Here is a 14809-nt window from a genome sequence, read left to right on the forward strand (position 1 = left end):
ACCGTTGATCACGGCCTGTGAATGGCAATCAAGCCACTGTCTTTTCTGCAAACAGGTTCTCTTGTGCAAATCGCGTTTCATGGGCAAACGGCGTCTTGTCCTGATGGACGGTTTTTTCCGGCAGCGCAGCGTCCGGCTGGTCTGTGACGGTGCGTTTTCCTACATAGCGCGGGATGAATGACACGACCCAGACCACGATGTTGAGGAAGGCCAGAATAATGCTGCGTATCACGGGCGGTGAGTAATCCGCCAGACGCAGGTAGCCGCGAAAGCCGAGTGCCAGCACATCAACCAGACTTTCGACCGGTTTATCTTGCGGGAAGCTGTCTTGCCAGAGCGCCCAGGTATCGGCGCGGGCAAACGTACACTGAATGAAATCAATATGCTGGCGGATGGTCAGATCGGTCATGCGCAGGCCAATCTTGTTATCGAACGCGCGGGTGACGCTAAAAGGGAAGGCGTATTCCTGCTGGCCGCGTTTTAACAGCAGCGAGACGCTGTCCCCAACCTGAAGAATGCCTGACTCGCGGGTTTCAACGCCGACGCCGCCATCGGAATAGTCGCGCAGGACGCAGGGGAAAAGATGACCATCGGGGCGCAGAATCGCGGCGGACATCGACATCTCCACCCGATGCGCCTGACGAACCTGTTTGGCCTCTACCGCAACCGCAACGGCACCACCCAGAATGGTCATGTTATACGCGACCCAAAGCAGGCTGATGATCACCGTCATGATCTCTTCCTGCGGTCCGTAAATCAGGCGCCAGACGCCGTACACCACGCCGGCGATATTCAGCAGCACCAGCACCAGATAAGGCCGTGTGATCACCCAGTCAACGTGCTGTTCTTCAACCAGCCCGCCTTTGGCCGTCACGTTGAATTTCCCTTTATGCGGGTTAAACAGCGCGACGGTAGTCGGGCGTGCGATGTACCACGCTAGCACGGTTTCATAGATCTCACTCCAGAACGAGTGGCGGTAGCGCCCCTGAATGCGTGAGTTGGTCAGGCTGGCGTGCACCATGTGCGGCAGCACGTAAAGCGCGATGGCCAGCGCCGGGGCGAAAATGATGTAGGCGTGTAGCAGGAGAAACGCCAGCGGCGCAGTCAGGAAGATCAGCCGGGGAATACCGGACAGAAAGTGCATCATGGCGTTGGCGTAGCACAGCCGTTGCCCCAGTTTTAGCCCTTTGCCTAACAGCGGGTTATCCAACCGGAAGATCTGTACCATGCCACGCGCCCAGCGGATACGCTGCCCGATGTGGGCCGAGAGGCTTTCGGTCGCCAATCCGGCGGCCTGCGGAATACGAATATACGCCGAACTGTATCCACGGCGATGCAGGCGCAGCGAGGTGTGCGCATCCTCCGTGACCGTTTCGACCGCGATCCCACCAATTTCATCCAGCGGCTTACGCCGCAGGATGGCGCAGGAACCGCAGAAGAACGTGGCGTCCCACATATCATTACCATCCTGAACCAGACCGTAGAACAGCGTGCCTTCATTAGGCGTGCGGCGGAAGCGGCCCAGGTTGCGCTCAAACGGGTCAGGAGAGAAGAAATGGTGCGGGGTTTGCAGCATCGCCAGCTTTTTGTCTTTGAAAAACCAACCCATGGTTAATTGCAGAAAGGAACGGGTCGGAACGTGGTCACAGTCGAAAATGGCGACGAATTCGCCTTCCGCCTGTTTCAGGGCGTTGTTGATGTTCCCGGCTTTGGCATGTTCGTGCGTGACGCGGGCAATGTAATGGACGCCAACTTCTTCTGCGAAGGCTTTAAATTCGGCGCGGCCGCCGTCATCCAGAATATAAATATTGAGCTTATCTTTGGGCCAGTCGATGCCCAGCGCGGCATACACCGTCGGTTTCACGACGCCCAACGGTTCGTTGTAGGTCGGGATCATCAGATCGACGGTCGGCCACGTTTTGCTGTCTTCCGGCAGTGAAACCGGATGGCGGTTCAGCGGCCAGATCGTCTGGAAATAGCCCAGAACCAGCACGACCCAGGCATAGGTTTCTGCCGCTAGCAGTAACATACCGCAAGTCAGGCTGAGGGGATCGTCCCAGTTCAGCGTTTCGGCGTAGCGCCACCACAGGTAACGGCAGGAGACCGTGAAAGAAAGGGCGATCATCATGAGCGTCGGCATGCGTCCCGGCATGTTACGAACGAGCATGGCGATGCCCCACAGCAGCGTCATGAAGATAAACTGAGACAGCAAATCAAACGGCTGTGTGATGCACAGCAGCGCCAGCGCCGCACACAGCAGGCTCAGTATCACCGTCACCAGCATTTGTATGCCGTTCGTTTTGGTGGAGCCTGAGTCACTGTCTTCGCGATCGTCAGCATTCGCATGGCTAAAGCGGGCAAACAGCGTTTGCTGGGCGTTCATATAGCGTTGCCGCCAGCGCGGTAGCGCGGAGAAGTAATTGCGGCGCGATGTCGGCAACTGGCCGTTTTTGATAGCCAGTAGCCAAAGCCCCTGCGTCAGGTAGCGAAGAATATCGGCCGGACGCGGACGTTGAGGCGAGATGTGTGGGAACCAGTAGGTTCGCTGCGCGCGAATCTGTTGCCAGCCCTCAGACTCCAGCCGCAGGACGATCCAGCCGAATATTGCAAACAGCGTGGCGAAAAAGGCGGCGAAGGCGGACGCCCCCTGCTGACGATAGCTGCGGTAGCGCTGCTGTATCGCCTGTCTGGCGGGTGGGACGAGAAAGAGGCGCAGGATCCCGCTCATACGCCGCTTTCCTTAACGTGGATCAGACACCAGTTTGCCAGCGTCATGATCTCTTCCGCTGCCACGCTGTCCGGGCGGCATTCACCCAGCGGCTGTTTCAGCATCAGCGATTCTGCCAGGGCTTCGTCGCGGTGTACTACCAGCGGCAACAGGTGTGAAAGCGTGTGCAGCCAGAGCTGATGTAAATCCTGCTGGAGCGTGCTGAGGGTGGAAAATTGATTCACCAGAAAATGACACTGACGCGACAATGCCTGCTGATGTAAACGTGAATGGCAGTTGGCATCTGCCACCACCACTTGAAAAACGGTGTTCGCGGTGGCTAACGCCTGCCGTGTGAGCGGGCTATTGTCCGCCGGGACATCGATCAGTATCCAGCGATGGTGACCCGCCGCGCTGAGCTGTGTCAGATTGTTTTGCCAGAGTGCAGGGTGCTGGTGGTAATGCTGTTGGAGCGTGGCGACTTCCTGCGTGTTCAGGCGACCAAATGGCAGAAAATCCAGTCCGGGCAGATATTGCATTGCGCCGGTTTGCCACGGTGCGCCGTCAGCTTCTGCCCGCGCCCAGCCGCGGCGTTGCTCAAACGGCATATTAAAGTGAATGCGCAGCAAATTGTCCGGCGAGAAATCAATCACCAGCGCGGATTCACCCAGCCGTTGGAAGGCCCACCCCAGTGCGGCGGCTATCGAGGTTGTGCCCACGCCGCCGCGGATTCCCTGCAATGCAATCACGGGCATCGTCAGTCGCTCCCGGCCGGTTCTTTTAATTCATCCAGCAGCGGCCAGCGAGCCATCATTTGGCTCAGACGCGCCTGACGGGCGATATCGATATAGTTTATTTCAGGTAAAGAAAAGGCCTGACTGAGAACCCGTAGATCGTCATCGGCTCTTGCATTTTCGGTTAAATCGGCGCGTGCGCTGGTATCTATACGAGTCGGTTCGTTATTCATCCCATGCCTCTGAAATAGGCTATCCATGATCATTGAGATCGATAAAGGGAAACATCCGAATGGCAGATGTGATGCTTCTTTTTGCACCCATAACAGACAGTGACAGTCTGGCAGATGAAGGTTTACGCCTCTGCTGTCTTTAATCAGGATTCAGGTGTGCCAATTAACTATAGCAATGAATTCATGATTGCAATGTGAATAGGGAAAAATAGTAACGGGTGATTTATCAACAGATAGGAATAATTCATAGCGTACAGTTGTGATCCCGCAAGGGGCTGCTAGAGTTTATTTTGACTGTATATTTAAGGTGGAATGCCGCCATTAACGGAAAAGAAATCAGTCTATGAAACAGAACTTTTCATTAGGTATTCGTGACCTTTGGGATGAGCTGGTTACGCTCCAGCAGGCTGGCTTTTATTGGGTGAATATCGATCGACAGGTTGATGCCGCATTATTTTGCCAGCAAATCATACATGGCCAGAATAACGACGCGAGAGTGACGTTAATAGGCTGTGGGGAGCGGTCTGATTCGCTGTTGACCGCGCTGCTTTCTACCGAAATAAATAATACTGAAATAAAACAATTATCGTGCTATGTATTGCCGGAAAATAAAGCCGCGTTGCTGAATTTAACCGATGATTTAATGCGCGCATTACGCCCCAAAAATCGCCTTCTGGTGCTTTATGCACCGGCTAGCCTGTGGCGGGATATTTCGCCGGAAAGGCTTCAACGCTGGGTGGATGACACGGCGGCATGGCTATATCAGCGCCAGTGTACGCTGGTGGTGATCGGCCATAGCAGCGGCGTAACCCGTCTGAGAAATATGCTGATTTCCCAACATCGCGGGCTCTATGGTTTAGCCAGCCTGCAATGGCAACAGGATCGCGCCCAGTATCTGGTGTCATGGTGGGCAACGGAAAGAGGCGTGCGGGCGAATAAGGTACAGATGCTGCAACCCGATAATGACGGGTGGCACATACTGGAGGAAGAGGAACCCGTTCTCACGCCGTCTCTGGATGATGATGGACTGTTCCTGATGGAAAAGAGCGTGATGGAAGGTGCCCCTGCGCTGTCAGAACACTGGCAATTGTTCGATGACAACGCCATGTTGGTACAAACCGGCATGTTGACGAATTCAGCCACCCTCGTTTTTGCACTCAACCAAACCAGCCAGGTGGATACGCTCGTCAAACAGGTTCATAGCCTGCGGCGGCAGCGCGGTGAGTTGTTGAAGATTGTGGTGCGCGAAATGAAGCCTTGCTTGCGTGCCAGTGACGAACGCCTGCTGTTGGCATGTGGTGCAAGCATTATTGTTTCCCATTCTGAGTCACTATCCCGTTTTTTATCGCGGATTGAAAGCGTACAGGGGCAGCGCTTTACCAAACCCGTCCCTGTCGATGTCGAGGTCTTGTTGACCAGCATGCGGCCGCTACAGATTAAGGGCTACCAGCCTCCTGAGACCTTTCGACAGTCTGTGCAGATGTTGATTGATAGCACGCTCATGCCGGAAGGCAGCAAAGGCGTGCTGGTCGCATTGCGTCCCGTGCCGGGCGTACGGGCAGCGCAGGCGTTGACGCTGTGCACGCTGCGGCGCTTTGGCGATGTTGTCACGATCGCGCAGGGGCGGCTGTTTTTGTTCCTGTCCAATTGCCGTCTGAATGAGCTGGATATTGCGCTGAAATCCATTTTCCGCCTGCCGGTAGATGAAGCGTTCAGCAATCGGATTGTCTGGTCGCAAGACCTACAGATTCTGGCAGAAGTTAAATCGCTGGTGCAGGACGATAGGCTGGGTCAGGAACAGCAGATTAACGATTATGTTCACTTGCAGCAGGCTGAGTCTACACCACACAGCCAGACGCCGCGGCGTGAACCGATTGCGATTGATTTACTGAAACCTGATTTACTGGCCCGCGCACCGGGAGAAGCGTCATGAACCTGATGGATATTGTTCAATTGGTGTTATTGAGCGCGGTCGTTTTCTTTACGCTTGGCTATCTGGCGCATCGTGTGATTCCCCACTGGCTTCAGTACTGGAAAAACAGGCTGTTGTCGCCGCGCTACCTGAAGCCTGCGAGCGTCTGGATGCGCAGCCCTTCTTCAACAAAGACGGTCTCAACCAAGCCGACTTCAGCAGAGACTAAAAAATAAAATGGACGAAAAAACACGTACTCAGCAAAATCATACGCAAAAACAGCAGAACCTATGGCGCTACTGGCGTGGACTCGGTGCCTGGAATTTGTATTTTTTGCTGAAATTTGCCCTGCTATGGTTTGGCTACCTGAATTTTCATCCGCTGCTTAATCTGGTCTTTCTGGCGTTTCTGCTGTTCCCGATCCCCAACGTCACGCTGCACCGCTGGCGGCATATTATTGCTATCCCGCTCGGTATTGGGCTGTTTTACCACGATACCTGGCTGCCGGGCATCAACAGCATTCTCAGTCAGGGAACACAGGTTGCTGGCTTTAGCGCAGCCTACTTGCTGGAGCTGTTAAATCGCTTCATTAACTGGCAAATGGTCGGTGCGGCGGTGGTCATTAGCGTGGCTTACCTGTTTTTCGCGCAGTGGATTCGTATTACGGTGTTTACCGTGGCGGCGCTGGCGTGGTTAAACATCGTCAATCTGGCGGGGCCTGCTGTGTCGCTGATGCCCGCGGCATCGACGACGTCCGTCCCCTCGGCGGCGGCGTCTCCAGTGGGAGGAGATGCCGCGTTGCCCGAAGCGACATTACCGCCAACGAACGCGAACCTAACGGCTTATTTGAACCAGTTCTATACGCGAGAAAAAGCGCGAACCACGGTGTTCCCTACCGCATTGCCGCAGGATGCTCAGCCTTTTGATCTCCTGATTATCAATATTTGTTCGCTGTCGTGGTCGGATCTGGAAGTCGCGCAATTGGGCAATCACCCGCTGTGGAAGAAGTTCGATATCCTGTTCCGTCAGTTTAACTCTGCTACCGCCTATAGCGGACCGGCATCTATTCGCCTGCTGCGCGCAAGCTGCGGCCAGCAGTCCCACACGGATTTGTACCAGCCGGTGAATCAACAGTGCTACCTGTTTAGCAATTTGGTGAAGCTGGGATTTGAAGAACAGCTGATGCTCGATCACTCTGGCGTCTTTGGTAATTACCTGCGTGAGGTGCGTGAAGAGGGCGATATTCAGATCCCGATGCTGTCGCAGGAGGGCATCAGCCACCAGATTACCTCGTTCGATGGCGAGCCGATTTATAACGATCTGGAGCTGTTAAATCGCTGGCTGAGTGGGCGGGATAAAGCGACGACGACGCGCAATGCGACCTTCTTTAACCTGATTCCGCTGCATGACGGCAACCGCTTTGTCGGTACCAACCAGTCGGCGGACTATGCGCCACGCGCGAAGATTCTGTTTGACCAACTGGATGCGTTTTTTGACGAGCTGCAAAAATCCGGCCGCAAGGTCATGGTGATTGTGGTGCCGGAGCACGGCGCGGCGCTGGCCGGCGATAAGATGCAAATGTCTGGGCTGCGCGATATTCCCAGCCCGAGCATCACGCATATTCCCGTCGGTGTGAAACTGTTTGGCCTACAGGCGCCGCATCAGGGCAACGCGCTGGAGATTACGTCGCCGAGCAGCTACCTGGCGATTTCGGAACTGGTGGCGCGAATGGTGGATGGCAAAGTGTTCACCGCCCCTTCTGTCGATTGGCAAACGCTGACGAGCGCACTGCCGCAAACGGAAGCGATTTCGGAAAATGAGAACGCTATCGTGATGCAATATCAGGGAAAACCCTACATTCGTCTGAACGGCGGAGACTGGGTGCCGTACCCGCAATAACCTCATCTTGTGACGCGATCGGGCAGGCGAAACGCTTGCCCGATTCTTCTCCCGGCGGCGTTCGCCACCTTCTGTCTGCTACCGCATAGCCGCACTGGCTTATGCAGGGGATATACCCTATCCTGAGGCCGCATTACCGCGGTTGCCGGGGGGAGCCTAGGATTAAGATGAAATCCCCCGAATATCTGTAGAAAACAGCGTTAAGGCGGCGATAAGCTGCCTTATACTATGCGTCGCGTGTAACAGTTCGCCGTGTATAACGGCGTTGCCGCGTGTCATTCGTGTTGCGGCGTGTTTTTGCGTTGCGTATTGCTCACCTGTTTTTTGTTTGGTGGGTCAGGTATTCAGGTCTGCATAAAGGTTGACGGAGAAAGCGCTTGCGGCTCAGACGTTCATTAACGATTAAACAGATGACAGCCGTGTCTGCCGTGGCACTGGTGACGATCAGCCTGTTTATCGTCATACAGCTCTTTCACTTCGTTCATCAGCGCCGTGAAGACTATGCCAAACAGCTGGAGAGCATCGCCTATTCCGTGCGTCAACCGCTGACGGATGCGGTGCTGCAAGGTGAAGTACAGCGGGCGGGCAATATTCTGGACAGCCTATTACCCGTTGCTTTTCTGAGCCGGGCAGATGTGCTGCTGCCGGATGATTTTCAGACGCTGCACGCAAATTTCCCGAAAGAACGTCCGGTGCCAGACTGGATCGCGCGGGTATTCAGGCTACCGATCCGTATTTCTATTCCACTCTATTCCCCGCCGCAGACGCAGTATTCGGCGCCGCTGGCACATCTGGTCTTGCAGGCGGATTCCTACCGGATGTATCAATTTATCGTCAGCACTTTTTCAACCATGCTGGCGACGTATCTGCTGCTGGCGTTGATTATGTCGATTGCCATTACCTGGTGCATGAACCGCCTGCTGATACACCCGCTGCGTGGGATTATTATCGAGTTACAGAATATCCCGCCGGACGCCATGCTCCACCGTCCGCTTACGTTGCCGCCCTGGCATCAGGACGATGAGCTGGGTGCGCTGGTGCGCAGCTACAACCGTAATCAACAACTGCTGGAGCAGTCTCTTGCTGCCGGAACGGAAGGGGGCGCGCTGCCGGATAAAGCGCATTTTATGCGACGCTTAGAACAGCGTCTGGCCGATGCTACCCCTTTCAGTCTGCTGGTTTTTGGGCTTGATGCCTCAGCCGCGAAGCAGGGCGATATGACCACACTGGCTACGCAGCTTAGCGCGGTGATTGAAGAACAACACGAGGAGGCAGGGGCCACCTATCTGGCACGTCTCGATTGTGATGAATTCGCCTTCATCGGGAAAACGCTGGAATCCGCTGGGCAAGCGCAGGATTGGGCACAACATGTCATGCTGGCGATTAACCTGCCTTTTTTACCTGCGGACACCCAGCCTGAACGGGCTGTCAGCGTGGGTATCCTCACTATTACCGATCCTCGACCAGAGGCGGCAGCGCTGCTGTTGTCACAGGCGCGTTTTGCCATGCAGCTGGCGCGACGCGATAAGAAACGCGGCATTCATTGCCTCAACGCGTCTTCCTGAATATTCACAGGTAACGTAAATGTTACTTTTTGTCGATGGGTTTCCTGAAGCGCGTCTTCCCCGTATGACGGGGGATTGAGCGGTTTTTAAGAGGATTATTCTGCTGCAAAAATGTGCATCTGTTACAAGTAAATTGCATTGATGTTTCTTTATAATTCTTGCTGACGTGATTCAGCTCTTGTTTTTAACCTGTCGTTCACAAACTAAACTTATAAAACATTCTCAGCTTGTTATTGCAATGTTACTTTCCGGCGCAATCACAGGCGGCATTTTCGTACCCTATTCCCCTCCTGTGTTTTCCCCACCATAGGACGTATGTATGAAAACATCAATTTTTAAAAGTCTTTATTTTCAAGTTCTTGCCGCCATTACGATAGGGATACTGTTGGGGCATTTCTACCCCCAGCTTGGCGAGCAAATGAAGCCTCTGGGCGATGGGTTTGTTAAATTAATTAAAATGATTATTGCGCCGGTTATCTTCTGTACGGTAGTTACCGGTATCGCAGGAATGGAAAGCATGAAGTCGGTCGGTCGTACTGGTGCGGTCGCCCTGCTGTATTTTGAAATCGTGAGTACGATTGCGCTGATTATTGGCCTGGTCGTGGTTAACATCGTGCAACCTGGCGCGGGCATGAACATCGATCCAAGTACGCTTGATGCGTCTGCGGTGGCGGTTTATACCCAACAGGCTTCGCAACAGGGTCTGATTCCGTTCCTGATGGACGTGATCCCGGCGAGTGTGGTCGGCGCGTTTGCCAGCGGTAATATCTTGCAGGTTCTGCTGTTTGCTGTGATGTTCGGCTTTGCGCTGCACCGCTTAGGGGCAAAAGGCAAAGTGATTTTTGACGTGATCGACAGCTTCTCCAAGGTCATTTTCGGCGTCATTAACATGATCATGAAACTGGCTCCGCTGGGTGCGTTCGGTGCAATGGCCTTCACCATCGGTAAATATGGTGTCGGTACGCTGGTGCAACTGGGACAGCTGATCGCCTGCTTCTACATCACCTGTGTTCTGTTCATCTTCCTGGTGCTGGGCAGTATTGCCAAAGCGACGGGCTTCAGTATCTTCAAATTCATTCGCTACATCCGTGAAGAACTGCTGATCGTTCTGGGGACGTCCTCTTCTGAATCCGTGCTGCCACGTATGCTGGAGAAGATGGAGAAGGTCGGTTGTAAAAAATCTGTCGTCGGTCTGGTTATTCCTACTGGCTACTCGTTCAACCTTGACGGTACCTCTATCTATCTGACGATGGCGGCGGTGTTTATCGCTCAGGCGACCAACAGCCACATGGACATCTGGCATCAGATTACCCTGCTGGTGGTACTGCTGCTGTCCTCTAAAGGTGCAGCGGGCGTGACGGGAAGTGGATTCATCGTGCTGGCGGCAACGCTGTCTGCGGTGGGTCACCTGCCTGTTGCCGGTCTGGCGCTGATTCTGGGTATTGACCGTTTCATGTCAGAAGCCCGTGCGTTGACCAACCTGATTGGTAACGGCGTTGCGACTATCGTGGTAGCGAAATATTGCCGCGAGCTGGATGAGAAGAAACTGGATGCTGAGCTATCCGGCACCAATAAAAACGATAACGCGGCCACGCCGACGGCGCAGTCGTAATTCCAGCATGCAGTTATCATTCCGGTTGCCGTGAGCATTCCGGTATAGCTTGCTAAATCAGTTCCCTGCGGTGTTAACGCACCGTGGGGAATTTTTTTGCCTGTCAACGAGCCAAAGCAAATTGCCTCTCCCGCTTTTCTTACCCGCCATGGAACGTAAAAATATTGTTAAATATGACTATTTTTGCCTTTTTTGCAGATTATTTCGCCTCCTGGAGTGACATAGACAAAAGCGTGCGGTCTAAGGGAATGGTACACTTCGCGTCTTCAATTTTTTTCCGTGATATATCCACGAGAGTGTGCGGTGACAGACGCAAGGTCACCATAATGATCAACAATAACCACATTATTATGTTGGATAGCTATGAGTAGGGGTTCACATGCAGGGCACCAAAAAGGCGCTTTTCGTTGGTGGTTTGTTGCTGACCGTGGTCAGCAGCGGCGTGCAGGCTGAAGCACTACAGCCCGATCCTGCCTGGCAGCAGGGTAAGCTTGATAATGGTTTTACCTGGCAGTTATTAACCACACCACAGCGCCCCGGCGATCGGGTTGAGCTGCGTCTGGTTGTTAATGCCGGGTCGCTGCTGGAAAACGCCCAGCAGGTAGGTTTTGCCCATTTTCTTCCTCGTCTGGCCTTAGCGCCCGGCGATAAATTGTCGGCAGCCCAGCGACCATCCATGTGGATGCGCGACGCTAACGGTTCCCGCGTCCTGCCTCCGGCCATTATCTCGTACGATTTCACGTCGTATAATCTGAGCTTGCCGAACAACCGTCCCGAGCTGCTGAAAGAAGCGCTGACGTGGCTGGCGGAAAGCGCAGGGCGGATGACGTTCGACGAAAAAAGCCTACAGGCTGCGCTGAAGGTGCCCGATCAGGTGGCAACTTTTCCGATTAACCCACAGGATCCGAGCTGGCGCTATCGCCTGAAAGGCTCGCCCCTGCTGGCGCACGATCCTGCTCAAGACGTCAAACCGCCATTAAATGGCGAGCAACTCCAACAATTTTATAAAACCTGGTACACGCCAGATGCGATGACGCTCTACATCGTTGGTCATGTGGATAACCGCAGCGTGATCGAACAGATCGGGAAAGTCTTCTCTCCGCTGGAAGGGAAGCGTGAAGCGCCAGCGCCCTTACCGACGTTAAGCCCGCTGCCGACGCAGGCGATCAGCCTGATGAACAACAACGTCCAGCAGGATACGGTGTCGCTGATGTGGGATGCCCCGTGGCACCCGATTCGTGAATCGCAGGCGCTGGTTCGCTACTGGCTGGGCGATATGACGCGGGAAGCGATGTTCTGGCACTTGCAGCAGGTGCTGGAGAAGAGCCCGCAGAAGGGCAACAATCTCCGCTTCGATTGCAATGTGTTTTATACCCGTTCTCAGTGTGCGATTCATATGGATGTACCGAATAGCGAGGGTGTTGAGTCGGGCGTGACGTTTATGGCGCGTGAGCTGGCGACGCTGCGTGAAAAAGGGCTGACACAGCAAGAGTTTGATGCGCTAATCGCGCGCAAGACAGATGAACTGAATAAGCTGTTTGCCACTTATGCGCGTACCAGCACTGACATCCTGATGGATCAGCGCCTGCGCTCTCAGCAAAACGGTGTCGTCGATATTGCCCCTGAGCAGTATCAGAAACTGCGCCAGAGCTATCTGTCTGCGCTGACGCTCGATATGCTGAATCAGGAACTGCACCAGCAGCTGGTGCAGGATACGACGCTGATGCTGATCCAACAGCCCGGCGAGCCGGAAGCGAATATGAAGGCGTTGCAGGAAGCCTACGACCGGATTATGACGCCAGTGACCGAGCCTGTTGCCAGCGCGGCGGCTGCTGCACCTGAAGGGGCCGTTCCTGAAGGAGCAAAACCGCAGGAAACCGCTCCCGCCGCACAGTGAACCAGTAATTCGTAAATAGAAAAGGCCGCGATTGCGGCCTTTTACTTATTATCACGCGACAGCCTGTTTATGCAGGCATTGCCTCAAGCGGGATAATCGCGCCACGGTATTGAATGACCGTGCTGGCCGTCAGGTGGCCGCGCTGTGCCGCTTCCTGCGTGCTGCCGCCATTCAGACGCACTGACAGATAGCCTGCGCTGAAGGAGTCGCCCGCTGCGGTGGTATCGACTACCTTCTCTTTTGGCAATTTGATTGCCGGGACATCAACCAGCGCTTGTCCACGTTCTGACACGATGCAGGAATCCGCACCGCGTTTAATGACCACTTCGCTAACGCCCAGATTGTGCGTCCGCTCCAACACCGCTTCCAGTGGCTTCGCGCCCCACAGCATGTCTTCGTCATCCAGCGTCAGGAAAGCAATATCGGTACAGGACAGGATGTCGGTATAAGCCTGTTGCGTCTCTTCCTTGCTCTGCCACAGACGTGGGCGATAGTTGTTATCAAAAATCACTTTACCGCCGTTGGCGCGGCAGGCGCGCAGCAGGGCGAGGAGACGTTGACGGCTTTCGGCGTTCAGAATCGCCAGACTGATGCCGCTCAGGTAGAGATAGTCAAAGTGTGCCAGTGACTGACCGATTTTTTCTGCTTCCGGGCTATCCAGCCAGTAGCGGGCAGCGGCATCATTACGCCAATAGTAGAACGTACGCTCGCCGCTCGCGTCGGTTTCAATGAAGTATAAACCAGGCAGCTTGTTATCCAGCCGCTGAATCAGGTCGGTTTTCACCCCTTCTTTTTGCCAGTCGGCAACCATTTCGGTACTGAAGCTATCGGTGCCGAGTGCGGTCACGTAATGCACGCCCAGCTTATCGGCGTTTACCTGACGGGCAATGTAAACGGCAGTGTTCAGCGTATCGCCGCCAAATCCACGGTTAAGATCCGTGCCCTTCTGCGACAGTTCGATCATGCATTCGCCGATTACGGCAATGTTAGTAGTTGTCATCACTTTTGGCCTGTTTGAAAAGCTGGGTATAAAAAATGCGGAAATTAACGTCAGTCTCAACATTACGCGAGACTGAGTCAATAGTCTTGAAACGATGTTTTATTTTTTCATGACGCAGATCGGAAAACCAGTGCTTTCCCGCTGCTTTTAGCGAGGTGAGGGCGGCGCTTTCTCTTGTTCACTCTGATCTGTTGAGGTGTCACCTTTATAGTTCGCTGTTGCGATCCAGGCGGCGCAGAAGAGCGTCAGACGAGCGAAGAAATAGAAGAACGCCATCAGGCCAATAACCGAACCGAACGCGGCGCCGGAAGGCGAGCTGGCCAGTTTAGGCAGCGCGACGGTCATCGCGAATTTGATGACTTCAAAGCCCACGGCGGCGATCAGCGTACCGCGAAAGAGCGCTTTGCGCTTGGGTTTATGGCGCGGTAGAACGAAGAATATCCACAGAAATAACAAATAGTTGGCGAAGATGGAGATCGACAGGGCAATCAGCGTCAACGCGGGGCGCAACCACTCGATGCCATCTAGCCCCAGCGCGGTTACAATCATGTTTTGCGCGGTGCCGGCAACGGAAGTCAGGAAAAGCGTAATAATCAGCGCAATGACCAGGCCAGTTAGCGACAGGAAATCCCGCGTGTACTGAAAGTAAATCTTCTCTTCGTCTTTCGGGTTCCGTTCCCACACATCGCGCGACTGGGCGCGAATCGCTTCACGCAGGTTTCCCATCCAGCTAATGCCGGAATAGAGCGCGATCAGCAAACCGGTAATCCCGACGGTGGTACGCTGCTGCACGGCCGTGTTGACGGTATTTTTCAGCGTATTAGCCAGATTAGGATCGCTGATACTGTTAACGATGCGGTTAATTAGCCCCGTCAGCAGGTCAGGGTTGGAGGCCAGCACAAAACCGACGACGGCAAAAGACACCATGAGAATCGGGATCAGCGACAGAAAGGAAAAGTAGGTAATCGCCGCGCCAAACTGGTTGCCCATGCGATCATTGAAACGTTCGCCCGCGCGGATCAGGTGCGCCACGCTGGGAATTGCCTGAATACGTGCGGCCAGACGTTTGCTCTTGCCCAGAAACGAGAGGGGTTTCTGCGGCGATGTGTCCCTTTCTGGGGTTGACGATGTTGATTTGCGATCCGGGTCTGCCGGTACAGGCATTGCGTTTCTCCTGTGTTCGGGATTAATTTATTAGCATAAGGTTGATTATAACCAACAATATAAGAATGTTACTTTTAGATGTTTTT

The 14809-nt window shown here is 54.1% G+C and carries 11 protein-coding genes; 6 read left to right on the forward strand and 5 right to left on the reverse strand.

The window, feature by feature from the left end; genetic code table 11:
• Nucleotides 1-28: 28 nt before the first annotated feature.
• The 3 genes from bcsA to bcsR are packed head-to-tail and all read right to left on the reverse strand — an operon-like array spanning nucleotide 29 to nucleotide 3674.
• On the reverse strand, nucleotides 29-2728 hold the full coding sequence (gene bcsA / locus WCT94_RS13510; RefSeq protein ID WP_336869974.1) for a UDP-forming cellulose synthase catalytic subunit: 2700 nt from the start codon (nucleotides 2726-2728) through the stop codon (nucleotides 29-31).
• Nucleotides 2725-3462, reverse strand: a complete 738-nt coding sequence (bcsQ, locus tag WCT94_RS13515) for a cellulose biosynthesis protein BcsQ (RefSeq protein WP_336869975.1) — start codon at nucleotides 3460-3462, stop codon at nucleotides 2725-2727. Before bcsQ ends, bcsA begins: the two co-directional genes overlap by 4 nt.
• A 2-nt stretch (nucleotides 3463-3464) precedes the next feature.
• On the reverse strand, nucleotides 3465-3674 hold the full coding sequence (gene bcsR / locus WCT94_RS13520) for a cellulose biosynthesis protein BcsR (protein WP_319849667.1): 210 nt from the start codon (nucleotides 3672-3674) through the stop codon (nucleotides 3465-3467).
• Between the two features lie 343 nt (nucleotides 3675-4017).
• Here bcsR and bcsE point away from each other — a divergent pair, with 343 nt between their 5' ends.
• The 6 genes from bcsE (at nucleotide 4018) to WCT94_RS13550 (ending at nucleotide 12559) form a co-directional block, all read left to right on the forward strand.
• Nucleotides 4018-5607, forward strand: coding sequence for a cellulose biosynthesis protein BcsE (bcsE, locus tag WCT94_RS13525; RefSeq protein WP_336869976.1), 1590 nt, complete (start codon nucleotides 4018-4020; stop codon nucleotides 5605-5607).
• Nucleotides 5604-5822: a cellulose biosynthesis protein BcsF gene (gene bcsF, locus WCT94_RS13530; RefSeq protein WP_180744934.1), complete on the forward strand. Its 219-nt coding sequence runs from the start codon at nucleotides 5604-5606 to the stop codon at nucleotides 5820-5822. The genes bcsE and bcsF overlap by 4 nt, the downstream gene beginning before the upstream one ends.
• Nucleotide 5823: 1 nt before the next feature.
• Complete coding sequence (gene bcsG / locus WCT94_RS13535; protein WP_336869977.1) at nucleotides 5824-7485, forward strand: cellulose biosynthesis protein BcsG; 1662 nt, start codon at nucleotides 5824-5826, stop codon at nucleotides 7483-7485.
• A gap of 377 nt (nucleotides 7486-7862) precedes the next feature.
• The gene (locus WCT94_RS13540) at nucleotides 7863-9050 is read left to right on the forward strand and encodes an adenylate/guanylate cyclase domain-containing protein (protein ID WP_336869978.1); all 1188 of its coding nucleotides are present in this window, start codon (nucleotides 7863-7865) and stop codon (nucleotides 9048-9050) included.
• 319 nt (nucleotides 9051-9369) lie between these two features.
• Nucleotides 9370-10662, forward strand: a complete 1293-nt coding sequence (locus WCT94_RS13545) for a dicarboxylate/amino acid:cation symporter (RefSeq protein WP_040032759.1) — start codon at nucleotides 9370-9372, stop codon at nucleotides 10660-10662.
• Nucleotides 10663-11041: 379 nt separating this feature from the next.
• Nucleotides 11042-12559, forward strand: a complete 1518-nt coding sequence (locus tag WCT94_RS13550; protein WP_336869979.1) for a M16 family metallopeptidase — start codon at nucleotides 11042-11044, stop codon at nucleotides 12557-12559.
• A gap of 67 nt (nucleotides 12560-12626) precedes the next feature.
• On the opposite strand, the gene WCT94_RS13555 is transcribed toward WCT94_RS13550, so the two are convergent.
• Together WCT94_RS13555 and yhjD are read right to left on the reverse strand one after the other, a co-directional pair.
• Entirely contained in the window at nucleotides 12627-13559 is a 933-nt protein-coding gene (locus tag WCT94_RS13555; protein WP_336869980.1) for a sugar kinase, read from the reverse strand.
• A gap of 147 nt (nucleotides 13560-13706) precedes the next feature.
• Nucleotides 13707-14723, reverse strand: coding sequence for an inner membrane protein YhjD (gene yhjD, locus WCT94_RS13560; RefSeq protein ID WP_336869981.1), 1017 nt, complete (start codon nucleotides 14721-14723; stop codon nucleotides 13707-13709).
• Nucleotides 14724-14809 lie beyond the last annotated feature (86 nt).

The organism is Pectobacterium sp. 1950-15 (genome assembly GCF_037136835.1).
In the GTDB taxonomy this organism is placed as follows: domain Bacteria; phylum Pseudomonadota; class Gammaproteobacteria; order Enterobacterales; family Enterobacteriaceae; genus Pectobacterium.

Coding starts and splice junctions, on each gene's coding strand:
- bcsA (WP_336869974.1), bottom strand. CDS start 2,728: ATGAGCGGGATCCTGCGCCTCTTTCTCGTCCCACCCGCCAGACAGGCG.
- WCT94_RS13550 (WP_336869979.1), top strand. CDS start 11,042: ATGCAGGGCACCAAAAAGGCGCTTTTCGTTGGTGGTTTGTTGCTGACC.
- bcsG (WP_336869977.1), top strand. CDS start 5,824: ATGGACGAAAAAACACGTACTCAGCAAAATCATACGCAAAAACAGCAG.
- bcsQ (WP_336869975.1), bottom strand. CDS start 3,462: ATGCCCGTGATTGCATTGCAGGGAATCCGCGGCGGCGTGGGCACAACC.
- WCT94_RS13555 (WP_336869980.1), bottom strand. CDS start 13,559: ATGACAACTACTAACATTGCCGTAATCGGCGAATGCATGATCGAACTG.
- bcsF (WP_180744934.1), top strand. CDS start 5,604: ATGAACCTGATGGATATTGTTCAATTGGTGTTATTGAGCGCGGTCGTT.
- yhjD (WP_336869981.1), bottom strand. CDS start 14,723: ATGCCTGTACCGGCAGACCCGGATCGCAAATCAACATCGTCAACCCCA.
- bcsE (WP_336869976.1), top strand. CDS start 4,018: ATGAAACAGAACTTTTCATTAGGTATTCGTGACCTTTGGGATGAGCTG.
- bcsR (WP_319849667.1), bottom strand. CDS start 3,674: ATGAATAACGAACCGACTCGTATAGATACCAGCGCACGCGCCGATTTA.
- WCT94_RS13545 (WP_040032759.1), top strand. CDS start 9,370: ATGAAAACATCAATTTTTAAAAGTCTTTATTTTCAAGTTCTTGCCGCC.